Below are 22,665 nucleotides of genomic sequence, written 5' to 3' on the forward strand. Positions count from 1 at the left end.
CGGGAGGGGCGATTATGCCAGCCAGTCGAGGATTTTGGCTTCAATACCGGCGGCATCGAGGCCGAGGTCGGCGCGGATCTCTTCCTGAGTGCCCTGCGGAATAAAGACGTCCGGCAGGCCAATATTGAGCACCGGTACCGCCCGGCGATGGGCCATCAGCACTTCATTCACGCCGCTGCCGGCGCCGCCCATAATGGCGTTCTCTTCCAGCGTCACCAGAACGTCGTGCTCGCCTGCCAGCTGCAGGATCAGCGCGGTATCCAGCGGCTTCACAAAGCGCATGTCCACCAGGGTGGCGTTGAGTTTGTCCGCCACCGCTGCGGCCTCCGGCAGCAGGGTGCCGAAGTTGAGGATCGCTACCTTTTCGCCCTGGCGTTTCACTACCCCTTTGCCGATCGGCAGCGATGCCAGCGGCTCCAGCGTCGCGCCGGTGCCGCTGCCGCGCGGATAGCGCACCGCGCAGGGTCCGTCGCTGTAGTGGTAGCCGGTGTACAGCATCTGGCGGCATTCATTTTCATCGCTCGGCGTCATCACCACCATATCCGGAATACAGCGCAGGAAGGAGAGATCGAACGCCCCCTGATGCGTCTGGCCGTCTGCGCCGACAATCCCGGCGCGGTCGATGGCAAACAGCACCGGCAGCTTCTGAATAGCCACATCGTGGATCACCTGATCGTAGGCTCGCTGCAGGAAGGTGGAGTAGATAGCCACCACTGGTTTGTAGTCGCCAATCGCCAGTCCGGCGGCGAAGGTGACTGCATGCTGCTCGGCGATGGCGACATCAAAGTACTGATCGGGGAATTTCTTCGAAAATTCCACCATCCCTGAACCTTCGCGCATCGCCGGGGTGATGGCCATCAGCTTGCTGTCTTTGGCCGCCGTTTCGCACAGCCAGTCGCCGAAGATTTTCGAATAGGAAGGGAGACCGCCGCTGCTTTTGGGCAGTACGCCGCTGGTATGGTCGAACTTTGGCACCGCGTGGAAAGTGATCGGGTCTTTCTCGGCGGGCTCATAGCCGCGGCCTTTTTTGGTCATAATATGCAGGAACTGCGGGCCCTTCAGGTCGCGCATGTTCTTCAGGGTGCTGACCAGACCGAGCACATCGTGGCCATCCACCGGGCCGATGTAGTTAAAGCCCAGCTCTTCAAACAGCGTCCCAGGCACCACCATGCCTTTGATATGCTCTTCGGTCCGCTTAAGCAGCTCTTTAATCGGCGGTACGCCGGAAAAGACCTTTTTGCCGCCTTCGCGCAGGGTGGAGTAGAGCTTACCGGAGAGCAGCTGCGCCAGATGATTATTCAGCGCCCCGACGTTCTCGGAGATCGACATTTCATTGTCATTCAGCACCACCAGCAGGTCGGGTTTGATATCCCCGGCGTGGTTCATCGCCTCAAACGCCATGCCGGCGGTAATCGCCCCGTCGCCAATCACGCACACCGCGCGCCGCTGTTTATCCTCTTTCGCGGCGGCGATAGCCACCCCGATGCCAGCGGAAATGGAGGTGGAGGAGTGACCGACGCTCAGCACGTCGTACTCGCTTTCACCGCGCCACGGGAAGGGGTGCAGGCCGCCTTTCTGGCGAATGGTGCCGATTTTGTCGCGGCGGCCGGTCAGAATTTTATGCGGGTAGGCCTGGTGACCGACGTCCCAGATCAGGCGATCGAAGGGCGTGTTATAGACGTAGTGCAGCGCCACGGTCAGTTCCACCGTGCCGAGGCCAGAGGCAAAGTGACCGCTGGAGCGGCTGACGCTGTCCAACAGGTAGCGCCGCAGCTCATCACACAGCTTCGGCAGGCTCTCTTTTGGCAACAGGCGCAACTCCTGGGTGGAATCTACCAGCGCCAGGGTCGGGTATTTGGCAATATCAAAACTCATCAGAGACTCATTTATTGTTTATTTATCGCGCTGAATAATGTAATTCGCGAGCGCTTCCAGTGCCGAAGTATCCAGAGATTGTGCGGCCAGTTCATCTAACGAACGGCGGGCATCAGCGATCAGGTCGTGCGCTTTCTTCCGGGCTTGCTCAAGACCCAGGAGGGCGGGATAGGTGCTTTTACCCAATTGCTGGTCGGCACCCTGACGTTTGCCAAGGGTCGCAGTATCCCCTACCACGTCGAGAATGTCATCCTGGACCTGGAAGGCCAGGCCGATATTTTCCGCATAGCGATCCAGCGCGGGCAGGGCGGCACGCCCGCGCTCGCCGGCGCTCAGCGCCCCCATGCGGACGGCGGCGCGGATTAGCGCGCCCGTTTTGTGGCGGTGGATACGTTCCAGCGCCTGCAGATTCACCTGCTGTCCTTCCGCCTGTAGATCCAGCGCCTGGCCGCCGCACATGCCCGCCACGCCGCTGGCCTGCGCCAGTTCGGAAACCATCGCCAGACGATCCCGGTCAGGGACGTCCGTCATCGGCGCATCACTGAGTATAGAGAACGCCAGCGTTTGCAGGGCATCTCCCGCAAGAATTGCGTTGGCTTCGCCAAATTTAATATGGCAGGTCGGCAGTCCGCGACGCAGATCGTCATCATCCATCGCCGGCAAATCATCATGCATCAGAGAATAAGCATGAATGCATTCGACCGCGGCGGCAGGGGCATCCAGCGTGGTGCGGCTCACGCCGAACATCTCGCCGGTAGCGTAGACAAGGAAGGGACGCAGGCGTTTACCGCCTAAGAGTGCGCCATAATGCATCGCTTCCACCAGCGGAGTGTTCTGAAAGGGCTGCGGCGCGATAAAACGGCGCAGCGCCTCGTTAGCCTGTTCCACACAGGCCTGCAATTGTTGCGGGAAATCCATTTATTCAGCGTCCGGCGTAAAAGGCGTGGTCGGGGAATCTTCACTATCCGCCAGCAGGATCTGCACGCGCTGTTCGGCCTGCTGCAGCTGGCTTTGCCCCTGGCGGGCCAGCTGGACCCCGCGCTCAAATTCGCTGAGCGCTTCTTCTAACGGCAAATCGCCGCTTTCCAGACGGTTTACGATCTGCTCCAGTTCGCCCAGTGCAGTTTCAAAGCTGGCCGGGGCCTCATTTTTCTTTGGCATAGTGAATATAGACTCTTGTTATTTCGCGACGGCAATACCGGGTATGGTAACGAAGTCACGCGTGTAAGCAAATAACGCGCAATGGTGATATACTCCGCGCCCAGGATGCAGGCACCGGTGTGCGCTGCTTTACAACTTTTGCTTAAAGCCCCGTCGGGCTTGCCAACGAACTATTGTCGCCATGAAGTTTATCATTAAATTGTTCCCGGAAATCACCATCAAAAGCCAATCTGTGCGGTTGCGCTTCATTAAAATCTTAACCGGGAACATTCGTAACGTTCTCAAAAACTATGACGAGACGCTGGCCGTCGTTCGCCATTGGGATCATATCGAAGTTCGCGCGAAAGATGAAAATCAGCGCCCGGCTATTCGCGATGCGCTGACCCGTATTCCCGGCATCCACCATATTCTGGAAGTCGAAGACGTACCGTTCACCTCGCTGCACGATATTTTTGAGCAGACGCTGCCGCTGTGGCGCGAGGCGCTGGAAGGCAAAACCTTCTGCGTGCGGGTGAAGCGTCGCGGCAAACATGAATTCACCTCAATTGAGGTGGAGCGCTACGTCGGCGGCGGCCTGAATCAGCATATTGAAACGGCGCGCGTGAAGCTGACCGACCCGGACGTTACCGTCAATCTTGAGATTGAAAACGATCGCCTGCTGCTGGTGAAAGGCCGCTATGAAGGTATCGGCGGTTTCCCGATCGGCACGCAGGAAGATGTGCTGTCGCTGATTTCCGGCGGCTTTGACTCCGGCGTCTCCAGCTACATGCTGATGCGCCGCGGCTGCCGCGTGCACTACTGCTTCTTTAACCTTGGCGGCGCCGCCCATGAGATTGGCGTCCGCCAGGTCGCGCATTACCTGTGGAACCGCTTCGGCAGCTCTCACCGCGTTCGCTTTGTGGCGATTAACTTTGAGCCGGTGGTCGGCGAAATCCTTGAAAAAGTGGATGACGGCCAGATGGGCGTGGTGCTCAAGCGCATGATGGTCCGCGCCGCGTCAAAAGTCGCGGAACGCTACGGCGTGCAGGCGCTGGTCACCGGCGAAGCGCTGGGCCAGGTCTCCAGTCAGACTCTCACCAACCTGCGCCTGATCGACAACGTCTCCGATACCCTGATCCTGCGTCCGCTGATTTCGCACGATAAAGAGCACATCATCGACCTGGCCCGCGAGATCGGTACGGAAGATTTCGCCCGCACGATGCCGGAGTACTGCGGCGTGATCTCCAAGAGCCCGACCGTGAAGGCGGTGAAGGCGAAGATTGAAGCGGAAGAAGAACACTTCGATTTCAGCATCCTCGATAAAGTGGTGGAAGAGGCGAGCAATATCGATATCCGCGAAATCGCCCAGCAGACGGAAGAGACGGTGGTGGAAGTGGAAACCGTGAACGGCTTTGGCGCCAACGACGCGATCCTCGACATTCGCTCCATCGACGAGCAGGAAGACAAGCCGCTTAAGGTCGAGGGGGTTGAAGTTGTTTCTCTGCCGTTCTACAAGCTGAGCACCAAGTTTGGCGATCTCGATCAGAGTAAAACCTGGCTGCTGTGGTGCGAACGCGGAGTGATGAGCCGTCTGCAGGCGCTTTATTTGCGCGAGCAGGGCTTCAGCAACGTGAAAGTTTATCGCCCGTAACAGGTTGTTATGATGCAAAAGGCCTTCCTTGATGGAAGGCCTTTTTACTATTGGCTGGGGAGTGTATTAGCGCAGGGTCAGCGCCAGGTCATTGAGTTGATCGATGACAATATTCCAGCCCTCGAAAAATCCCATCTGCTCATGCTGCTCGCGGGTTTCATCATCGGCATGCAGCACCGTAGCCGTATAGCGACACCCGCCCTGTTCATCGGCAAAAGTGATGATGGCCGTCATCGCGAAGGGGGAAACGGCGGGGCGATAATCCGCCGTCAGCATCGAGGTCATGACGATTTTTTGTTGCGGGATAACCTCAAGAAAACAGCCGGGGTTATCGCTGCGTTCACCGTCAGGGCCGTGCATCACGGTGTGAAAGGCCCCGCCGGCGCGAAAATCAAAGGTCAGAACCTCGGTTTGCCGGGGCTTCGGGCACCACCAGGTTCGGAGTAATGCCGGGTCGGCCCACGCGCGCCACAGGGCTGCGGCGGGCGCGCTGAGCAGGCGGCTGATAACAAGATCGCGAGAATCGGTTGCGCTACGGGACATGCTACGACTCCTCAGGAAAAGGGGGAGCCAGTCCGCGGCGCGGACCGGCTATCAGGCTTCGTAGTAATTATAGATGCCGGCGGCCATCACCAACTGTGAGGCGACCTCATACGCTTTCTCGCGCCCCACCAGCAGATCGATCATTTTCAGGGCGAAATCAATCGATGTCCCTGGACCCTGGCTGGTTAACAGATTCACCCGCGGATCCCAGACCACCCGCTTATCCTGCCACTGATCGGCGGGGATCTGCGCCTTCAGCGCTGGAAAACCGGTCATGTTGCCGATCGGGAACAGATGATGAGGTACCAGCACGGTCGCCGGAGCGGCGCAGATAGCGGCCACAATGCGCCCAGAGAGATGAAACTGGCGGACGGTTTCCACCAACAGCGGGCTGTCGCGAAAGCACTCCGCTCCCTTGAGGCCGCCCGGGAGGACGATAATATCGAAATCGCCATCGGCCACCTCGACCAGAGGAGCATCCGCCAGCAGCTTGACGCCGCGCGAGCAGACGATGGTCAGGCCGCCGTCGCTGGCGACGCTGGCGGTGGTCACCTTCACCCCGCCGCGGACCAGCAGGTCGATAGTGGTGACCGCTTCGGTCTCTTCGCTACCAGGGGCGAGGCAAATCAGTGCCGACGCGCTCATATTCATTCTCCTTACGCTTGACCAGTTCAAATAAGCGGGCGTTTTCCGGTACGGCAACGCCGTGGGCGCGGGCGCGGTTGAGCAGAAAACCGGTGATATAGTCGATCTCCGTGTGCCGCTGGGCGCGAACGTCCTGCAGCATGGATGAGATATTTTCTGCCGTACTTTCAATCACCTGTTCGACATAAAATAGCAGGTTTTCCGCCGAGGTATGAATACCTTCGCGCTCCATCACTGCCGCCACCTCGCGACAAATGGCCGCAACTTCCTGCGGATAGTCGCGCAGATCGCCATTTTTACACCCTTTTATCGCGGTCAGGGGGTTAATCACGCAGTTAACCGCGAGTTTGCGCCAGGTGGCCGAGAAAATATTGTTGTGCCAGGCGACATCCGGCAGCACGTTCTGCAGCACTTCAGCGAGGTAGCTGTAGTCCTGTTCGTAGCTTTTCGCCGGCCCGATATGCGTGGTGCCCTGGGCGACGTGGATGATGACATTCCCGTCCCGGCGAGCAGCCTGGGTGGTGGAGGCCAGCAGCAACGGCTGTTTCACGCTGCGCAGCTCCTCGACGGTTCCCATGCCGTTATGCACCAGCACAATCGGCGTGGTGTCCGGCAGGATCGCGGCCAGGTGCTTCACCGCGTTTGAAACCTGCCAGGCTTTTAAAGTGACAATCAGCAGCTCGCTGCTGGCAAGAAAATCGGGATCGTTGGCCGTCAGCGACTCGTTGAACACCGAGCCGTCGGTTTCAATGACGTTGACGCTACAGAATGGCTGCGGCACGCGCAGCCAGCCCTGGACTTCATGTCCCTGTTTGCACAACGCGGTCAGCCATAGTTGTCCCAGTGCACCGCATCCCAGTACGGTTACTTTCATTGTTCCTCCTCATCTGCCGCTACCCCAGGCGCTGATGACTAAAGTCTATCTCGTCGCTTTTCGCATCGTCGCACGGAAAGGGGGTTTCGGCGTCGTCGGGCAGCATGGGGAAAATAGCGCGAGCGTTGCGTAATCAGCTAAGCTTCCGGGATAACAAGTTGAGTTATGCCGCGTTGTAGGTATTATGCAACGCAAAAGAAACGGAAGGAGAGGAAAAGATGCCATCTTTCGATATTGTCTCTGAAGTTGATCTTCAGGAAGCCCGTAACGCGGTAGACAACGCGAGCCGCGAAGTCGAGTCGCGTTTTGATTTTCGTGGCGTTGAAGCCACGTTTGAATTAAACGACGCCAACAAGACCATTAAAGTGCTGAGCGAGTCTGACTTCCAGGTGAACCAGCTGCTGGATATCCTGCGCGCCAAGCTGCTCAAGCGCGGCATTGAAGGCACCTCCCTCGACGTGCCGGAAGATATCGTACACAGCGGTAAAACCTGGTTTGTTGAAGCGAAGCTGAAGCAGGGCATTGAAAGCGCGGTGCAGAAGAAGATCGTTAAACTGATCAAAGACAGCAAGCTGAAAGTGCAGGCCCAGATTCAGGGCGAAGAGATCCGCGTGACCGGTAAGTCCCGCGACGATCTGCAGTCGGTGATGGCGCTGGTGCGCGGTGGCGATCTGGGACAACCGTTCCAGTTCAAAAACTTCCGCGACTAAGGCGGCCGACAGACAGCAAAAAGCGGGGAATTCCCCGCTTTTTTTATACCCCTTTGATGAGCTGCTCTATCTCAAAGCGGTTGGTGACTTTGCTGTCGATTTTGATATACACCGAACGCTCCTCGGGCACCACCAGCGCCTGATGAACCCCGCTGGCATTCAGCAGACGCGCCTGCAGCGCGCTGTCGACCACCACGCCGTCCGGTACCTCTACCCGCAGGCTGCTGACGTAGGGCGGCTCGCTCATGGTGCTGGCCACCAGCAGCCACAGCATCGCCAGCAGGGCGCCCAGCAGAAACACGGTCTGCGAATCAAAGAAACCATCGACCCAACCGCCAAGGGCGCCGCCAATCGCCACCCCGAGGAACTGGCTGGTGGAGTAGACGCCCATCGCGGTGCCTTTGTAGCCCGCCGGCGACTCTTTGCTAATCAACGACGGCAGCAGCGCTTCCAGCAGGTTAAACGCCAGGAAGAAGAGCTGAACGCCCGCCACCAGTTCCCAGAAGTAGCCTCCTGCGCCCCAGAGGACAATCTCCGCAATCAGCAGGATGGCGACGCAGAGCAAAAAGACGCGCTTCATCTTACGCTTCACTTCGGCGTAGATGATAAACGGCACCACCGAGATGAAGGAGATAACCATGGTGACCAGGTAAATCTTCCAGTGCTCGGCGGCCGGGAAGCCGGCGGCCTCCAGCTGTCCGGGCAGCGCGACAAAAGTGGACATCAGCATGATGTGCAGGCACATGATGCCAAAGTTGAGCTTCAACAGGCGCGGCTCCGCCAGCACCTTGCTAAAGCAGCCCTTCACCATCCCGGATTCGCGGTTAAGCACGTGGTTCTGGCTGTTGGGAACCACCCACAGGGTGAGCAGAATGCCGACGGTCGCCAGGATGGCGATCATCCAGAACAGGGCGTGCAGACCCAGCTGATGGGTAATAATCGGCCCCAGCACCATGGCGATAGCGAAAGTGACGCCGAAGCTGACGCCAATAAACGCCATCGCTTTAGTGCGGTTCTGTTCGCGGGTGAGATCGGAGAGCAGGGCCATGACCGCGGCGGCGATGGCGCCGGAGCCCTGAAGGGCACGGCCAAGAATGATGCCCCAGATGGAGTCGGTGAGCGCGGCGATGACGCTGCCGAGCACGAAAATAAGCAGGCCGCCGACGATCAACGGCTTACGGCCAATACGGTCAGATAACAGTCCGAAGGGGATCTGGAACACCGCCTGCGCCAGACCGTAGATGCCGATCGCCAGGCCAATCAGCGCTTCACTGGCGCCCTGCAATGCCATGCCATACGTGGCCAGAACCGGCAGGACCATAAACATGCCAAGCATGCGCAGGGAGAATACCGTCCCCAAACCCCAGGTCGCGCGCAGTTCCCCTGGCGTCATTTTGTTATCGTTCATTACCACCTCAATATAAAAACTGCGCCTAGTGTAGCGGCGGGGGGTAAGAAGCGTAAATAAATGTTTGTTTAACAGATATTACGGGGCTGTTGCGCGATGCGGCAAGTTGGTAAAAATCAATAAACCAGTGGAGGAGGACTCCACTGGCGAGGGGGAAAATTAAGGTAAAGTAAAGTCAACCCACTGGCTGCCGGCATCAGCCGATTTGACGCATTGCTCGACCCAATAGACGCCGTGCAGACCGGCTTCGACGTCCGGATACCAGAAGTCTTGCAGGAAGGCGCGATCGTCACGGTCCGTAGCGTCAATCGCCTGCGCATAGCGGCGATAGAGGTTGGCCCAGGCTTCAAACAGCCCTTCCGGATGACCGCCGCCGATGCGATCGTCCGCCAGCGCGTTTGCGCTCAGGTAGGGCATCCCGCGTTCCAGAATGCGCGCCGGCTCGCCCTGCACCTCATAGCTGAGCTGGTTAGGATGCTCATCCCACCATTCGATACTCGCTTTTTCGCCGACGATGCGTACTTTTTGCGAGTGCATGGCGCCGCTGTTCACCGCGCTGGTCCACATCGAGCCAACCGCGCCGTTGTCATATTCCATCAGGACAAAGGCGTTATCTTCCAGCGGCGCGCGAGAGGGAACAAAGCTCTGGCGGGAGCACATCAGCCGTTTGATATTGAGCTGTGGCGCCATGGTTTCGGCGACAAACAGCGGATGGGTGGCCAAATCTCCCAGCACATAGCTGGGCCCGGCGAACTTCGGCGTCACGCGCCAGCGGGTGGATTCTGCCTGCAGCTCGACGGCCTGGTTATGAAAGCCGTGGGCGAACTGCATATTGACGATGCGGATCTCGCCGAGCAGTCCATCGGCAATCATCTGCCGCGCCTGCTGGATCATCTGATAGCCGGCATAGCCGTAGGTGACGCCGACGATTTTGTTCTGTTTTTTACTCAGGTCCACCAGTTCGCGCGCCTCTTCGGCGGTAAAACAGAGGGGCTTTTCACAGATGACATGGAGGCCCGCTTCCAGCGCCGCTTTGGTGATGGCGAAATGGGTATTATTCGGGGTGGTGACCGAGACGACCTCGATGCCGTCAGGGCGCTGCGCCTCTTCACGAAACAGGGTCTGGTAGTCGGCGTAGCAGCGCTCCGGCGCGATGCCCAGTTGCTCACCGAACGCGCGCCCGCGCTCGGCATCGACGTCAAGCGCGCCGGCCAGTAGGGTGTAAACATTGTCACGCAGCGCCGCACAGCGGTGGCTGTAGCCGATCTGGCTGGTTCCCCCGCCGCCGACCATGCCCCAACGCAGGGAACGGGATAAGGGTTTCAGACCGTTTAACATGGTGCTCTCCTTTTTGAAATCATTCGCACTCTGAGGCGCTCAATGCCGACGCCTGCGGCAACGCGCATCCGGATAGACTGACCTAAACTTAAGGAAATGTTTGTTCTGTTTCAATTGTATTGTGGAATTTATTTTTCATATATGCGAAGGGGATCGAATAAGCAGAAGTTTATTTTCCGCTGGGTTGAAAAGGAGAGGGGAATCAACGGCGACGGGTACAGGCCGGAATGTGGCGGAATGCTTTTCGTTACAGAGCAAGATGAAATAAATTTTCTTTTTAACCTCAACGTGCGGTGCAATCCGCAGATTGCACCGGAGGAAGACGACGACATTACGCTCCGCGCACAGATGCGGGGGCTGGCGAAGCGGCGGGAGGATTACCGGCCGCAAAGATACCCTTCGCCGCCAGGCCTGCGACGGTGAGGGCTGCCGGGATGCCGAGGATCAAAAAGACGCTTTCGAAGGGCAGGTTGAGCGCCATCATCTCAGCGCCAGCAAAGGCGCTGAGGATCGCGCCGATCCGCCCGACGCCGTGCATCCAGCTGGATCCCGTCGCTCGCGCCTGCGTGGGGTAGTAACGGGCGGAGAGGGCGTTCATGCCGGTATTGGCGCCGTTCAGGCAGGCGCCGCTGATAAACGCCAGCATACAGAGCAGGGCAAAGCTGCCCGCCGCGTAGCCCATCGCCATGGTAAACAGGCCGCCGACGGCGTAGATCATCCCCAGCGCGCGATGGGGATTGATGCGGTCCATCAGCCAGCCGGCAAACAGCGAGCCGAGGGTACCTCCCGCCTGGTAGATGGCCGTCATGACGGCCGCCTGGCTGACGGTAAGCCCGACCTCCTTAACCAGCGTTGGCAGCCAGCTGCCGAGAATATAGACGAGGAACAGCCCCATAAAGTAGACCAGCCATAGCATCAGCGAGCCAAAGCCATACTGGCGGGAGAGCACAATGCGCATCGCATTCCCGGCCGCCGGCTGCGCCGGCAGGATAAACGTCACGTTGTCGCTGATTTGTCCGGGATAAAGACGATTGAGGATGGCGCGAATGCGCGCCGCGGGCGCTTGTTTGATCACCAGAAAACGAACCGATTCCGGCAGCCGCCAGATAAGCAGGGGGGCAAACAGCAGCGGCAGAATGCCGCCGAGCGCCATCAGCGAGTGCCAGCCAAACTGCGGGATCAGCCATGACGCGGTAAATCCTCCGGCCGCCGCGCCGAAGGTGAAGCCGCAGAAGATGACGGTAATAATAAATGAGCGCTGGCGTTCCGGAGCGTATTCCGACACCAGCGTCCCGATGTTCGGCATCGCGGCGCCCAGTCCGAGGCCGGTCATAAAGCGGAAGAACATCATCTGCTCAATGTTGTGCGAGAAGGCGGTGGCGATGGTCCAGAAGCCGAAGAAGAAGACGCTGTTGATGATGATCTTCTTGCGTCCCAGCCAGTCGGCGAGCGGGCCAGAGAAAATCGCGCCCAGCGCGAGGCCGATCAGCGCGGCGCTAATCACCAGGCCCAACTGGTGGTTGCTTACCCCCCACTCCAGCTTCAGCGTCGGGGCGATAAAGCCCATGATCGCGATATCAAACCCATCAAGAGCGATAACGCAAAAGCCGAGAAAAATAATCTGCTTTTGAAAGCGGCTCAGAGGATTACGGTTAATTAACTCTCTGACATCCAGGCGTTGAGTCTGTGTCATAGCGTATTCCTTATGCGCAGGAGCGCAGGTAGGGCTGCGCGGCATTGAACAGTAATTGCGCCCGCTGGAGGGGCGGCAGGGCGCCCTGCTCACCGTCCAGCGGCACTTCGAGGGAGACCGGTAGCGTTGCCGGCAGTGCCGCCATCAGACCGTGCAGATCCAGACCGCCTTCCCCAGGCACGTTGCGCGCTGAGCGGGCCTGGCGGATGAGCTCCTGCTCGCTTTCCGGCCGCTGCGCCGCGCCATCGCAGAGTTGCATATAGTTCAGATGATGCGCGGGCAGGCTGGAGAGGGCGGCGAGCGATTCCCCCGCGCGCCAGAAATGAAGGGCGTCCACCAGGATGCCGATATCTTCCCGCCCGCTGGCGGCGATCAGCGCCTGCGCATCGGCGATCGTGCGCAGCTGGGTCCAGGGCATCGGCTCAAGGTTCATGGTCAGGCCAAATGAGCGACCGGCTGCGGCGAGAGTGGCCAGGTTGTCGGCGCTGCGCTGCAGGTTGTCGTCATTCCCGGCGACTAACACCTGTCCGGCGCCAAGCCGCGCGGCGGTCTCCATAAAGCGCTGCAGCCGATCGTCGAGGGTAAACCCCGGGCTGAGGCGGACGATCTCCACGTCCGAGACGCGGATGCCGGTTTCCATCAGCGCGACCAGGGTCGCGCGGACGGCGGGGGTATCGCCCAGCATGTCGTAGTCCGGGTCGGCGGGTGTGGCGGGCAGCAGCCGCAGTCCCACGTGGGTAAAACCGGTTCTGGCCGCTATCCGCACCTGTTCGGGGGGAGGGACATCGAGCAGGCTCAGCGCGGCGAGCGATAGGGTACGCATGTTCATAAAGGGCTCCGGTACAGTTGCAGGTGAAGTTAGCCAGGGGTATTGCCGTCCCTGGTTTTTATTGCTTTGTTTTTATTGTGTTTGCCGCCAGATTTTTGCCCACCAGGTAGCCGAAGGTCATAGCCGGCCCGAGGGTGATCCCTCCGCTGGGGTAATAGCCGCGCATCACGCTCGACATGTCGTTGCCGATGGCGAACAGGCCCGGTATCGGCTGCTGCTGCCCATCCAACACCCGAGCGTGCTCGTCGGTTTGTAACCCGCTAAAGGTGCCCAGCGAGCCGGGCAGAATGCGCACCGCGTAGAACGGCCCTTCGCGCAGCGGTCCGAGCGTCACCTGATGGTCACCCTGCGCGCGGTTATAGGCCGATGCGCCGCGGTGAAAATCGATGTCTTCACCGGTGCTGGCAAAATGGTTAAAGCGTGCAACGGTTTCCGCCAGCGCATCGGTATCGATGGCGCACCGCTTCGCCAGCTCGGCAAGGGTGTTTCCTCGCCGCAGATAGCCGGTACGCAGCCAGGCGGTAGGGGAGAATGGAAAGGGCCTGGCGTGGCCCAGGCCATAGCGGCGCAGCGCGCGCCGATCGGCCAGCAGCCAGGCCTGCGGCGTGTCGCCCGCGGGCGTCGCCGCCAGCAGGGCGGCGATAAAGTCGTGATAGGAGTCGGCCTCGTTAACAAAGCGTTTGCCGTTAGGCAGGACGGCGATCACCCCGGGCTTGGCGCGTTCCACCAGATGGGGAAACATCAGCTGCTGGCCGCTGGCGAGGGTGACGCGGGACACCGGCGCCCAGGCCAGCGGGTGGCGCAGGCGGGTATCGAACTGGCCGCCGGCGGATTCGCCAAGGCGGATCCCCTCGCCCTGATTGTCAGGCGGCGCGGCGGAGAAATGGCCGTAACCCTCCGCGGCATGAGGCACCACCTGCGCCAGGCGCTGCCGATCGTGGGGAAAACCGCCGCAGGCCAGCACCACGGCGCCCGCTTCGACGAGTATCTCCCCGCCGTCGCTACGCAGCACTGCACCGGACACTCCCTGCGGACCCTGCAGCAGTCTGACCGCCGGGGCGTTGAGCTGAAAGCGCACCCCGGCGTCGAGGGCGGATCGCAGCAGACGGGCGACCAGCGCATTGCCATTGACCAGATGCAGCCCTCGTCCGGCGCGCAGCCGCTGCCAGCCGTGGCGCAGCAGGCGGCGGGCGGCATACAGCGCAGAGCGCGGCGAGCGGGTAGCGTTGAAAAAATGCGCCATGTCCGCGCCGCCGGCGATGCCCATCCCGGCAAGACTGATGGTCTCCAGCGGCGGGCGCAGTCGGTGGAGCCAGTCGCCGAGCAGGCGGCCATCGTAGGGCTGAGCGGTGACCGACCGCCCACCGTTCGCCGCGCCCGGCGACGCGTGAAAGTCCGGCATGGTGCTGCCCGACAGAAACTTCACCGCCGTCCGTTGATGAAAAAAATCCACCATTTCCGGTCCGTAATGCAGGAAGGTCTGCAGCCGTTCGTCGGCGGCTTCTCCCCCCATCTCATGCTGCAGATAGGTCAGCGGGGCATCGGCCGCTTCGTCGATGCCCTCCGCTCGCGCCAGCGGGTTGCGGGGGATCCACAGCCAGCCGCCGGACCAGGCGCTGGTCCCGCCGAGCACTGACGCTTTCTCCGCCACCATGACGCTGGCGCCGTGCACTGCCGCGGTGACCGCGGCAGAGAGTCCCGCCGCGCCGGATCCGACCACCAGCACATCCACCTTCACAGGCCCGCTCATGATGGACTCCTTATTGCAATGGTGAAAAAGCGGTGGGGCGCATCAGCACCGATTCGAGGCGCTCCACGGCGGCCAGTTCGCGGTTTTTCCGCGAGAAGGTCTGCCAGCGCTCGTCCTGGGCCATCCGTGCGCGGCGTACCAGGCGATCGTCCAGGCTTTCGTAAGCCCAGATGTGCACTACCTGATTGACCACGCCGATCTCGGTAAAAAAGAAGCCGATCAGTTTGCCAAGATGGTCAGTTTGCACCGCCAGGGCATCGCTTTGGTACAGCGCCAGCCAGTCGGCCATTTTCAGCGGATTGATGGTGTAGGTGCGTTTTTCGTAGATCATGATGTTTTCCTGATTAGTGGGTGGCGGGTTGCGCCAGATGGCAGGCGGCGAGGTAGCCAAACGTCAGCCCCGGGCCAAGGGTGATGCCGGGACCCGGGTAGGTGCCGGCCATCAGCGAATCCATGTCGTTTCCCACCGCGTACAGACCCGCAATGGGGTTGCCTTCAGCGTTGACGACCTGGGCATCGGCGGTGGTGACCAGACCTCGAGAAGTCCCCAGATCGCCGGTATAGAGTTTGATGGCATAGAACGGCGCGCTGAGCAGGGGAGCGTTGCAGGCGTCAGGATGACGGCCCGGATCGCCCATCGCCCGGTTATAGCTGTTGCCGCCTTTGGCAAACTCACGGTCCACACCCTGCGCGGCGTCACGATTGTAGCGGGCGACCGTCTCGCTCAGGGCGTGGGCATCCAGCCCAAGCTGCTGCGCCAGCGCGGCCAGGGTATCGGCTCTATGCAGATAGCCAGCGGCGATCAGGGCGTCATTGTTCACCGGCGCCGGGCGCGCCAGCCCGAGGCCGTAACGCTTCATCGCCTGCGCGTCGCACAGTAAAAAGCAGGGGGCATTCTCCGCTGCACGCTGCATCGCGCTGGCAAAATGGTGATAGGAGCTGGACTCGTTAACGAAGCGTACCGCTTGCTGATTGACGGCAATCACGCCCGGCTTGGCCCGGTCGGTCACCAGGTGGGGGAAGCGCTCCTCGCTACCGTCGGCCCGGGTCAGCACCGATACCGGCGCCCAGAAAAAGTTGGACGCGCGATCGGCTCCCTCGCGAGCGTTAAGTGCCGCCGCAAGACGCAGCGCAGCGCCATCATTGGCTGGCGGCGACATGGTGAAGTGCTCTCGGGTGTGAGGCCGATAGCGCGCCGCCAGCGCGCCAGCGGCAAAGCCGCCTGCGGCTAGCACCACCCCACGGCGGGCGTGTAGCGTCTCTTTTTGCCCCTGATAGTCAATCTCTACCCCGGTGACCGCGCCTTGCGATTCGCACAGCGCCAGCACATTGACATTCAGCCGAAGGCTCATGCCTTTACGCAGCGCCGTGGTCGCCATGCGGGCAATCAGCGCATTGCCCATCGCCAGGCGGGTGCCGCGAGGATATTTCACCCGGTCGCGGGCGTAGCGCAGCAGCAGCCGGGTGCAATGGGCCAGGGAGCGCAGCGAGCGACGCATATCGAGAAAATGTTGAATGTCGACGCGGTTGACCATCATCCCGCCAAACAGCAGCATCCCCGGCGGAGGCGAGCGCAGGTCGCGAAACGCGTCCCCCAGTTCACGGCCGTCATACTCGACCACCTCCAGCGCCCGACCGACGTCGACGGCGCCGGGCTCATCCGGATAGTAATCGGGTGAGAGCGGGCGCAGGCTATATTTCACCGCCCCCTCGCGCTCCAGAAAGGAGAGGGCCTCTCGCCCGGCGCGGACAAACGCCTCGGCGATATCTTCGCGGTAGTGGGCCTCGCCGATAATGGTTCGTAGATAGGTTTTGATCGCTTCGGCGCTACCGCTTTTGCCCTCGGCGCGCGCCTGGTCGGTATCGTGCAGCCACACGGCGCCGCCGGAGATGGCCGAGGTGCCGCCGAACTCACCGGCTTTCTCCAGCATCAGCACCGACAGCCCTTTGCAGCTGGCGGTGACCGCGGCGGCAAAGCCAGCGGCGCCACTGCCGATGACGATCACATCCCAGCTTTTCATGCCGCCGCTCCCTGCGCCGACGGGATGGCGCCGATAAACTGGCCCATCAGCGTCATCTGCGCCAGCGCCATTTCCGGCCCAGTCTGTACCCGGCAGCCGCGGGCGGCGGCGAAGGTGAGCAACGGCGTCATCACCGGGGCGGTGACAACGTCGGCCACGTGGGTGGCGCTGTCGAGCGTCTCCAGCAGCGCCTGGGGTAGGGGCAGTGCATCAAACCCGGCCATGCCGGCCGGCGAGCCGTTGATCAGCAGATCGACACCGTGCAGGCTGTCCGGCAGCGTGCTCAGTTGCACCGCCGGAAAGGCCTCGGTCAGAAGATCGTGCAGGCGTTGCCGGGTGGCCGGGTTTTGATCGTACAGAGCCAGTTGGCGGATCCCCGCCTCGCACAATCCCCAGGCGATGGCGCTGCCGACGCCGCCGCAACCGGAGAGCAGCGCCTGCTTACCTGCCGGCTGAAAACCCTGTGCCTCGGCGGCAAGCTGAAATCCGACGCCGTCCAGCATATCGCCCTGTAACCGGCCATCCGCCAGCTTGCGGATCACATTGATGGCGTTGAGTCGGCGAGCGCGCGGCGTAAGCTCGTCGACCAGCGCGGCGGCGCGTTGTTTATGCGGTACCGTCACCAGCACGCCGCTCATGTTCTGCCAGCCGCGCAGGGCGTTGAGGTAGGCGGCCACCGCGTCCGGGACGATATCCACCGGGATCATGACGCTGTCCATGTGCTGTTCGGCAAAGTAGCGGTTGAAGTTATCCGGTGATTTCACCTGGGCGATCGGATGACCAATCACGGCGACAACCTGGGTAGTTCCACTGACCATTTCAAACCTCATTTGTTAAATGAATGTTGTGAAAGTATTTCAGCGGAAGCTGGGAGCGACAACGCAGAATTCGGACATGTTGGTTGTTAATCGCACCATCGCTGCGATAATCGCAGGAAATCGATAATGATGTTGCAAAAATGTGAGCGAATATGCAAAACACCATTCATCCACGCGATCTGATCGTCGGTTTACAAAAAGGGTTGGCGTTGATCCAGCTTTTTTCCAAAAACTGCCCAAAGCTCACTGTTGCCCAGGCGGCGAAAATGAGCGGTCTGACGCAAAGCGCGGCACGACGTTTTTTGTTGACGCTGCTGCATGATCGTTATTTGCAAACCGATGGGCGCTATTACTGGCTTACCCCGAAGACCCTGCGGCTTGGCCAGGCCTATGTTGATTCGGCGCAGTTTCCACGCATGGTGCGACCGATTGTCGAATACATCGCCAGCCGGACCGAAGAGCACGCCTCGGTGGGGGTGGTGGATGAAGATGAGCTGGTCTATATCGCCCGCAGCCGGCATACGCCGTTTAACTCCACGTCGGTTCGGTTAGGGGAGCGGGTGCCCATCTTCTGTACCGCCGGGGGGCGATTATGGCTGGCTTCGCTGCCGGAAGCAGAGTGTGAAGCGGTTCTGCAGCGCATTACCCGGGAACAACGCACGCCCTATACGGTGACCGACGTCGCGCCGCTGATGGAGAAAATCGCTCAGGTGCGGCGTCAGGGATACGCCACCATTGAACAGGAGTTTGAGATTGGCATGCTGGTGCTGGCGGTACCGTTAACCGACAGGGAAGGAACCTGGTGGGGAGCGCTAAGTCTGACCAGCCATCAATCGCGGACCTCGCTGGAAGCGTTATGCCGTGATCATCTCGATCTGCTCTACAGCGCGCAGGCGATGCTGGTGGGGTAAACAGGGCAGCCGATGCGCTGCCCTCGGCAAGATGTCGCTTAGGCTGATGCTTTGTTCAGGAAACTGCTCCAGTCGCTGGCGGCGTTATCGACAAAGGTGTTCCAGCTGTTGCCGGCGGTATTGACGAAGCTTCCCCAGTTATCCTTACCGGCGGTCACAAAGGTTTCCCAATTTGACTGACCGGTCAGGAAGGAACCAAACGCCATTGTGCTGTCGCAGACGAACGAGGCGAATGCGTTGCCAGAGGTGAGGACAAATGAGGTGAAACCGATGCCCGAGTTGGCGACGAAGCTGGCGAAGCCGCTGGCCGCGCCGAACAGGTTAAAGCCGCCGGAGATGTAGTCCATTTCGTTCAGTGTTAACTCTTTCATTGCAATTCCTTGTATTGAATATTTCCAAAACGGGCGTAAGCCCGAGGCGAAAGGTAGCACCGTAGAGCTGAACGGGGCGAGCGACGTCGAGCTGGTATAAGCTCATTTTTTCCTCATTTATTAGCGGGTAGCTACGAAAACGGTGTGGGGGAGGGGAGGGAAGTATGAATTGAGAAAGGAAAAAGACATGAAACAGAAAAGAAAAAGCCCCGTAAAAACGGGGCTTTATATCATACTGGAGCGGGTGATTATCTCACATAAGCCAGCAGACTATGTGAATCCGGCACCATAAAGTCAACGGACATCATCACGGACAGCGCAGTGATGGCGACGATGGAAAAGACGAAGAGCTTACGCGCCCAGACTTTATCATCTGCCACTTTGTAGCCGCGCAGCGCCATGCCTAGCCACCAGACGCTGACTGCTGCCGCTACGACCAGGTATTTGTACCCGGCATAGCCCCCCAGCGAGAGCATCAGGGTCGCAACGGCAAAGGCGACGATGTACAGCGTAATATGGTTTTTGGCGACCGATATACCTTTCACTACCGGCAGCACCGGAATATTCGCCGCCTGATAATCCTTGAAGCGGAAAATCGCGATGGCGTAGGAGTGAGGCATCTGCCACAGGCTAAAGATAGCCAACAGGATAGCCGCACCGCTGTCGAAATCACCGGTCACTGCGCAGTAGCCAATCACCGGCGGCGCTGCGCCGGAGAGTGAGCCAATCAGCGTGCCATAGACGGAGTGGCGTTTCATGTACAGGCTGTAGACGCCGACATAAACCACGAACCCCATCACCCCCAGCCAGCAGGCCAGCGGATTTGCGCCGAACCACAGCAGCATAAAGCCAGCAATACCCAGCAAGGTGGCGTACACCAGCGAAGCTTCTGGCGAGATCAGCCCTTTGACCAGCACCCGGTTTTTCGTCCGTTCCATCTTACGATCGATGTCCCGGTCGATGTAGTTGTTGAATACACAACCCGAGGCGACCACCAGGGATACTCCAAGGAGCGTCCAGACGAACAGCGGATAGTCGATGTGGCCTTTGGAGGCCAGCAGGAAACCGCCGATCACGGAGATCAGGTTGCCAAAAATAATGCCTGGTTTCGTAACTTGCAGGTATTGCTTAAACATACTCGCCGCTCTTAGTGCATCATCATGTTGTAGTTCAGGTTCCACATAATCCAGATGGAGCCGACAACCACGATCGCAATGATGATTACGGTGAAGATAAATGCGGTCAGGTTCCAGCCTTCATCGGACTTGCTGTTCATATGCAGGAAGTACACGAGGTGTACCACGATCTGCACCACAGCGGTCACCAGAATGGTGCCAAGGATAACCGCATGCGAGGCGGAGCCACTCATCACCATGGCGAACGGAATGACCGTCAGGATGATGGACAGGATAAATCCTGTCATGTAGCTCTTCATGCTGCCGTGAGAAGCGCCGCTATGATCGGTAGAATGACTCATTACATCGCCCCCATCAGATAGACAACCGAGAACACGCAGATCCACACCACGTCCAGGAAGTGCCAGAACAGGCTCAGGCACAGGATACGGGTGCGGTTAGTGCTGGTCAGGCCACGACGTGAAACCTGGAACATCAGCACCGCCATCCAGATAAGACCGGAGGTCACGTGCAGACCGTGGGTGCCGACCAGCGCGAAGAACGCGGACAGGAAGCCACTACGATCCGGACCAAAGCCTTCCATGATCAGGTGATGGAATTCATAGATTTCCATCCCGATAAATCCGGCGCCAAACAACCAGGTCAACGCCAGCCAGGAAACCACCTGGCTCTTGTTGTTTTTGTACATGGCGATAGCCGCCATGCCGTAGGTGATGGAGCTGAACAGCAGCAGTGCGGTTTCAACCAGAACGAACGGCAGTTCGAAAATATCTTTGCCAGTTGGTCCGCCGGCTGTGCCGTTCACCAGAACGGCATAGGTAGCAAACAGCGTAGCGAAGATAATGCAGTCGCTCATCAGGTAGATCCAGAAACCGAATACCTTCATCGGTCCTGTATCATGGTGCCCGTGTTCATGCGCGTGGGCAGTATGCGCAAGAGTATCAGTTGCCATTTTTCAGCCCTGCTTTGTTAATCTCATCGAAATGCTGTTTTTCCAGTTTTTCGACTTCTGCAACCGGTACGTAGTAATCCACGTCCTCGTCAAAGCTCTTAATAATCCAGGTCGCTACGATGCCGATGAAGCTGGCGATCGCCATCCACCAGATATGCCAGATCATGGCGAAACCAAATACCGTCGCGAAGGCGGCAATGACGATGCCGGCGCCGCTGTTCTTCGGCATATGAATTTCTTCATAGTGAGCAGGCTGTTTGTACGCTTCACCTTTCTCTTTCATTTCCCAGAAGGCGTCACGCTCGTGAACCTGAGGAACGATAGCGAAGTTGTAGAACGGCGGTGGAGAAGAGGTTGCCCACTCCAGCGTACGGCCACCCCATGGGTCACCGGTCAGGTCACGGTTCTGATCGCGGTCGCGAATAGAGACGTAGAACTGAATCAGCTGGCACAGGATACCGCAGGCGATCAGCGCCGCACCGCAAGCTGCAACAACCAGCATCGGGTGGAACTGCGGATCGATCTGCTGGCTCAGACGACGGGTCATCCCCATGAAGCCCAGCACGTACAGCGGCATAAACGCCACGAAGAAGCCGATGATCCAGAACCAGAAAGCGCGTTTGCCCCAGGTTTCGTTCAGGGTGAAGCCAAAGGCTTTCGGCCACCAGTAGGTCAGACCGGCGAAGCAACCGAACACCACACCGCCGATGATAACGTTATGGAAGTGCGCGATCAGGAACAGGCTGTTGTGCAGAACGAAGTCCGCGCCCGGTACCGCCAGCAGCACACCGGTCATCCCACCGACGGAGAAGGTGACGATAAAGCCGATAGTCCACATCATCGCCGAGTTGAAGACGATGCGGCCCTGATACATGGTGAACAGCCAGTTGAAGATCTTAACCCCGGTCGGGATCGCGATAATCATGGTGGTAATACCGAAGAAGGCGTTTACGTTCGCGCCAGCACCCATGGTGAAGAAGTGGTGCAGCCAAACGATGAACGACAGAACGGTAATACAGACGGTTGCCCACACCAGAGAGGTGTAACCGAACAGACGCTTACGCGAGAAGGTCGCGGCGATTTCGGAGAAGACCCCGAACACCGGCAGAACCAGGATGTACACTTCCGGGTGACCCCAGGCCCAAATCAGGTTGATGTACATCATCATGTTGCCACCCATATCGTTGGTAAAGAAATGGGTGCCCAGGTAACGATCCAGGGTCAGCAGCGCGATGGTGACGGTCAGAATTGGGAAAGAGGCGATAATCAGGATGTTAGCGCACAGAGATGCCCAGGAGAATACCGGCATCTTGAACATGGTCATGCCCGGGGCGCGCATCTTGATAATGGTCACGAAGAAGTTAATACCGGTCAGGGTAGTACCGATACCGGAGAGCTGCAGCGCCCAAATCCAGTAGTCGACCCCTACGCCAGGACTGTATTCAATTCCCGACAGCGGCGGATAAGCCAGCCAACCGGTCTGCGCGAACTCACCGACGCCCAGAGACAGGTTAACCAGAATCACGCCCACAACGGTGAACCAGAAGCTCAGGTTGTTGAGGAACGGGAAGGCTACGTCGCGTGCGCCGAGCTGAAGCGGAACTACCAGGTTCATCAGACCGATAACGAACGGCATCGCCACGAAGAAGATCATGATAACGCCGTGGGCGGTAAAGATCTGATCGTAGTGATGAGGCGGCAGGAAGCCTGCTTCCCCGGCCGAGGCCAGCACCTGCTGGCTACGCATCATGATGGCGTCAGCAAAGCCACGCAGCAGCATGACGATTGCCACGATAACGTACATGATACCGAGACGTTTGTGGTCGACAGAGGTCAGCCACTCGTTCCATAGGTAGGACCACTTACCGAAGTAAGTGATGGCTGCCAGAAGCGCCAGTCCCCCAATGATAATCGCAGCCACCGTTACCACGATAATAGGTTCGTGGTAGGGCACTGCATCCAGTGTAAGTTTTCCGAACATCGTTTTCTTCCTCGGCCCC

The 22,665-nt window shown here is 59.4% G+C and carries 22 protein-coding genes; 3 read left to right on the forward strand and 19 right to left on the reverse strand.

The features are described from left to right. Positions 1-12: 12 nt before the first annotated feature. The 3 genes from dxs to xseB are packed head-to-tail and all read right to left on the reverse strand — an operon-like array spanning position 13 to position 3,036. Complete coding sequence (gene dxs / locus CE636_RS20820; RefSeq protein ID WP_004204827.1) at positions 13-1,875, reverse strand: 1-deoxy-D-xylulose-5-phosphate synthase; 1,863 nt, start codon at positions 1,873-1,875, stop codon at positions 13-15. 18 nt (positions 1,876-1,893) lie between these two features. Continuing rightward, a complete protein-coding gene (ispA, locus tag CE636_RS20825) occupies positions 1,894-2,793 on the reverse strand; it encodes a (2E,6E)-farnesyl diphosphate synthase (RefSeq protein ID WP_004204826.1) in 900 nt (299 codons plus the stop codon). After that, entirely contained in the window at positions 2,794-3,036 is a 243-nt protein-coding gene (xseB, locus tag CE636_RS20830; protein WP_004204824.1) for an exodeoxyribonuclease VII small subunit, read from the reverse strand. 181 nt (positions 3,037-3,217) lie between these two features. On the opposite strand from xseB, the gene thiI reads away from it, so the two are divergent. After that, complete coding sequence (gene thiI, locus CE636_RS20835) at positions 3,218-4,666, forward strand: tRNA uracil 4-sulfurtransferase ThiI (RefSeq protein WP_004204823.1); 1,449 nt, start codon at positions 3,218-3,220, stop codon at positions 4,664-4,666. A gap of 66 nt (positions 4,667-4,732) precedes the next feature. Here thiI and CE636_RS20840 read toward each other — a convergent pair whose 3' ends face one another. Genes CE636_RS20840 through panE form a run of 3 tightly spaced genes read right to left on the reverse strand, consistent with a single transcriptional unit; the run spans position 4,733 to position 6,728 of the window. Further along, positions 4,733-5,209: an SRPBCC family protein gene (locus tag CE636_RS20840; protein ID WP_017898926.1), complete on the reverse strand. Its 477-nt coding sequence runs from the start codon at positions 5,207-5,209 to the stop codon at positions 4,733-4,735. Positions 5,210-5,260: 51 nt separating this feature from the next. Next, the gene (yajL, locus tag CE636_RS20845) at positions 5,261-5,854 is read right to left on the reverse strand and encodes a protein deglycase YajL (RefSeq protein WP_004204820.1); all 594 of its coding nucleotides are present in this window, start codon (positions 5,852-5,854) and stop codon (positions 5,261-5,263) included. Then, positions 5,817-6,728, reverse strand: coding sequence for a 2-dehydropantoate 2-reductase (gene panE, locus CE636_RS20850; protein WP_017898925.1), 912 nt, complete (start codon positions 6,726-6,728; stop codon positions 5,817-5,819). The genes yajL and panE overlap by 38 nt, the downstream gene beginning before the upstream one ends. Positions 6,729-6,946: 218 nt before the next feature. Between panE and CE636_RS20855 the strand changes: the two genes are divergently transcribed. Further along, positions 6,947-7,438 carry a YajQ family cyclic di-GMP-binding protein gene (locus CE636_RS20855; protein WP_002891465.1) on the forward strand — a complete coding sequence of 164 codons (492 nt, stop codon included), beginning with the start codon at positions 6,947-6,949 and terminating at the stop codon, positions 7,436-7,438. Positions 7,439-7,481: 43 nt separating this feature from the next. Here CE636_RS20855 and CE636_RS20860 read toward each other — a convergent pair whose 3' ends face one another. The 8 genes from CE636_RS20860 to CE636_RS20895 form a co-directional block, all read right to left on the reverse strand. Next, the gene (locus tag CE636_RS20860) at positions 7,482-8,846 is read right to left on the reverse strand and encodes an MFS transporter (protein ID WP_017898924.1); all 1,365 of its coding nucleotides are present in this window, start codon (positions 8,844-8,846) and stop codon (positions 7,482-7,484) included. A 159-nt stretch (positions 8,847-9,005) separates the two neighbouring features. Further along, positions 9,006-10,184: a Gfo/Idh/MocA family protein gene (locus CE636_RS20865; RefSeq protein ID WP_004204816.1), complete on the reverse strand. Its 1,179-nt coding sequence runs from the start codon at positions 10,182-10,184 to the stop codon at positions 9,006-9,008. A 331-nt stretch (positions 10,185-10,515) separates the two neighbouring features. Continuing rightward, entirely contained in the window at positions 10,516-11,877 is a 1,362-nt protein-coding gene (locus CE636_RS20870) for an MFS transporter (RefSeq protein WP_017898923.1), read from the reverse strand. 10 nt (positions 11,878-11,887) lie between these two features. Beyond that, the gene (locus tag CE636_RS20875; RefSeq protein WP_017898922.1) at positions 11,888-12,706 is read right to left on the reverse strand and encodes a sugar phosphate isomerase/epimerase family protein; all 819 of its coding nucleotides are present in this window, start codon (positions 12,704-12,706) and stop codon (positions 11,888-11,890) included. Between the two features lie 58 nt (positions 12,707-12,764). After that, positions 12,765-14,456, reverse strand: a complete 1,692-nt coding sequence (locus CE636_RS20880) for an FAD-dependent oxidoreductase (protein WP_017898921.1) — start codon at positions 14,454-14,456, stop codon at positions 12,765-12,767. A 10-nt stretch (positions 14,457-14,466) separates the two neighbouring features. Further along, positions 14,467-14,787 carry an NIPSNAP family protein gene (locus CE636_RS20885; protein WP_004204812.1) on the reverse strand — a complete coding sequence of 107 codons (321 nt, stop codon included), beginning with the start codon at positions 14,785-14,787 and terminating at the stop codon, positions 14,467-14,469. 13 nt (positions 14,788-14,800) lie between these two features. Then, entirely contained in the window at positions 14,801-16,477 is a 1,677-nt protein-coding gene (locus tag CE636_RS20890; protein WP_017898920.1) for an FAD-dependent oxidoreductase, read from the reverse strand. After that, entirely contained in the window at positions 16,474-17,295 is an 822-nt protein-coding gene (locus CE636_RS20895) for a shikimate dehydrogenase family protein (protein WP_017898919.1), read from the reverse strand. Before CE636_RS20895 ends, CE636_RS20890 begins: the two co-directional genes overlap by 4 nt. A gap of 152 nt (positions 17,296-17,447) precedes the next feature. Between CE636_RS20895 and CE636_RS20900 the strand changes: the two genes are divergently transcribed. After that, positions 17,448-18,206 carry an IclR family transcriptional regulator domain-containing protein gene (locus tag CE636_RS20900; RefSeq protein WP_004204808.1) on the forward strand — a complete coding sequence of 253 codons (759 nt, stop codon included), beginning with the start codon at positions 17,448-17,450 and terminating at the stop codon, positions 18,204-18,206. Positions 18,207-18,244: 38 nt separating this feature from the next. On the opposite strand, the gene CE636_RS20905 is transcribed toward CE636_RS20900, so the two are convergent. From CE636_RS20905 to cyoB, 5 genes are all read right to left on the reverse strand, one after another. Continuing rightward, the gene (locus tag CE636_RS20905) at positions 18,245-18,577 is read right to left on the reverse strand and encodes a hypothetical protein (RefSeq protein WP_017898918.1); all 333 of its coding nucleotides are present in this window, start codon (positions 18,575-18,577) and stop codon (positions 18,245-18,247) included. Positions 18,578-18,825: 248 nt separating this feature from the next. After that, entirely contained in the window at positions 18,826-19,713 is an 888-nt protein-coding gene (gene cyoE / locus CE636_RS20910; RefSeq protein ID WP_002891629.1) for a heme o synthase, read from the reverse strand. A gap of 11 nt (positions 19,714-19,724) precedes the next feature. Next, positions 19,725-20,054, reverse strand: a complete 330-nt coding sequence (locus CE636_RS20915) for a cytochrome o ubiquinol oxidase subunit IV (protein ID WP_017898917.1) — start codon at positions 20,052-20,054, stop codon at positions 19,725-19,727. Beyond that, positions 20,054-20,665: a cytochrome o ubiquinol oxidase subunit III gene (locus tag CE636_RS20920; RefSeq protein ID WP_002891635.1), complete on the reverse strand. Its 612-nt coding sequence runs from the start codon at positions 20,663-20,665 to the stop codon at positions 20,054-20,056. The genes CE636_RS20915 and CE636_RS20920 overlap by 1 nt, the downstream gene beginning before the upstream one ends. Beyond that, the gene (gene cyoB, locus CE636_RS20925) at positions 20,655-22,646 is read right to left on the reverse strand and encodes a cytochrome o ubiquinol oxidase subunit I (RefSeq protein WP_004204804.1); all 1,992 of its coding nucleotides are present in this window, start codon (positions 22,644-22,646) and stop codon (positions 20,655-20,657) included. The genes CE636_RS20920 and cyoB overlap by 11 nt, the downstream gene beginning before the upstream one ends. Between the last annotated feature and the right edge of the window lie 19 nt (positions 22,647-22,665).

The organism is Klebsiella sp. LY (assembly GCF_004010915.1).
Taxonomy (GTDB): Bacteria; Pseudomonadota; Gammaproteobacteria; order Enterobacterales; family Enterobacteriaceae; genus Klebsiella; species Klebsiella quasipneumoniae.

What these genes read in the sequence shown, in the direction of transcription:
- dxs (WP_004204827.1), bottom strand. Translation starts at nt 1,875, where the DNA reads ATGAGTTTTGATATTGCCAAATACCCGACCCTGGCGCTGGTAGATTCC.
- ispA (WP_004204826.1), bottom strand. Translation starts at nt 2,793, where the DNA reads ATGGATTTCCCGCAACAATTGCAGGCCTGTGTGGAACAGGCTAACGAG.
- xseB (WP_004204824.1), bottom strand. Translation starts at nt 3,036, where the DNA reads ATGCCAAAGAAAAATGAGGCCCCGGCCAGCTTTGAAACTGCACTGGGC.
- thiI (WP_004204823.1), top strand. Translation starts at nt 3,218, where the DNA reads ATGAAGTTTATCATTAAATTGTTCCCGGAAATCACCATCAAAAGCCAA.
- CE636_RS20840 (WP_017898926.1), bottom strand. Translation starts at nt 5,209, where the DNA reads ATGTCCCGTAGCGCAACCGATTCTCGCGATCTTGTTATCAGCCGCCTG.
- yajL (WP_004204820.1), bottom strand. Translation starts at nt 5,854, where the DNA reads ATGAGCGCGTCGGCACTGATTTGCCTCGCCCCTGGTAGCGAAGAGACC.
- panE (WP_017898925.1), bottom strand. Translation starts at nt 6,728, where the DNA reads ATGAAAGTAACCGTACTGGGATGCGGTGCACTGGGACAACTATGGCTG.
- CE636_RS20855 (WP_002891465.1), top strand. Translation starts at nt 6,947, where the DNA reads ATGCCATCTTTCGATATTGTCTCTGAAGTTGATCTTCAGGAAGCCCGT.
- CE636_RS20860 (WP_017898924.1), bottom strand. Translation starts at nt 8,846, where the DNA reads ATGAACGATAACAAAATGACGCCAGGGGAACTGCGCGCGACCTGGGGT.
- CE636_RS20865 (WP_004204816.1), bottom strand. Translation starts at nt 10,184, where the DNA reads ATGTTAAACGGTCTGAAACCCTTATCCCGTTCCCTGCGTTGGGGCATG.
- CE636_RS20870 (WP_017898923.1), bottom strand. Translation starts at nt 11,877, where the DNA reads ATGACACAGACTCAACGCCTGGATGTCAGAGAGTTAATTAACCGTAAT.
- CE636_RS20875 (WP_017898922.1), bottom strand. Translation starts at nt 12,706, where the DNA reads ATGAACATGCGTACCCTATCGCTCGCCGCGCTGAGCCTGCTCGATGTC.
- CE636_RS20880 (WP_017898921.1), bottom strand. Translation starts at nt 14,456, where the DNA reads ATGAGCGGGCCTGTGAAGGTGGATGTGCTGGTGGTCGGATCCGGCGCG.
- CE636_RS20885 (WP_004204812.1), bottom strand. Translation starts at nt 14,787, where the DNA reads ATGATCTACGAAAAACGCACCTACACCATCAATCCGCTGAAAATGGCC.
- CE636_RS20890 (WP_017898920.1), bottom strand. Translation starts at nt 16,477, where the DNA reads ATGAAAAGCTGGGATGTGATCGTCATCGGCAGTGGCGCCGCTGGCTTT.
- CE636_RS20895 (WP_017898919.1), bottom strand. Translation starts at nt 17,295, where the DNA reads ATGGTCAGTGGAACTACCCAGGTTGTCGCCGTGATTGGTCATCCGATC.
- CE636_RS20900 (WP_004204808.1), top strand. Translation starts at nt 17,448, where the DNA reads ATGCAAAACACCATTCATCCACGCGATCTGATCGTCGGTTTACAAAAA.
- CE636_RS20905 (WP_017898918.1), bottom strand. Translation starts at nt 18,577, where the DNA reads ATGAAAGAGTTAACACTGAACGAAATGGACTACATCTCCGGCGGCTTT.
- cyoE (WP_002891629.1), bottom strand. Translation starts at nt 19,713, where the DNA reads ATGTTTAAGCAATACCTGCAAGTTACGAAACCAGGCATTATTTTTGGC.
- CE636_RS20915 (WP_017898917.1), bottom strand. Translation starts at nt 20,054, where the DNA reads ATGAGTCATTCTACCGATCATAGCGGCGCTTCTCACGGCAGCATGAAG.
- CE636_RS20920 (WP_002891635.1), bottom strand. Translation starts at nt 20,665, where the DNA reads ATGGCAACTGATACTCTTGCGCATACTGCCCACGCGCATGAACACGGG.
- cyoB (WP_004204804.1), bottom strand. Translation starts at nt 22,646, where the DNA reads ATGTTCGGAAAACTTACACTGGATGCAGTGCCCTACCACGAACCTATT.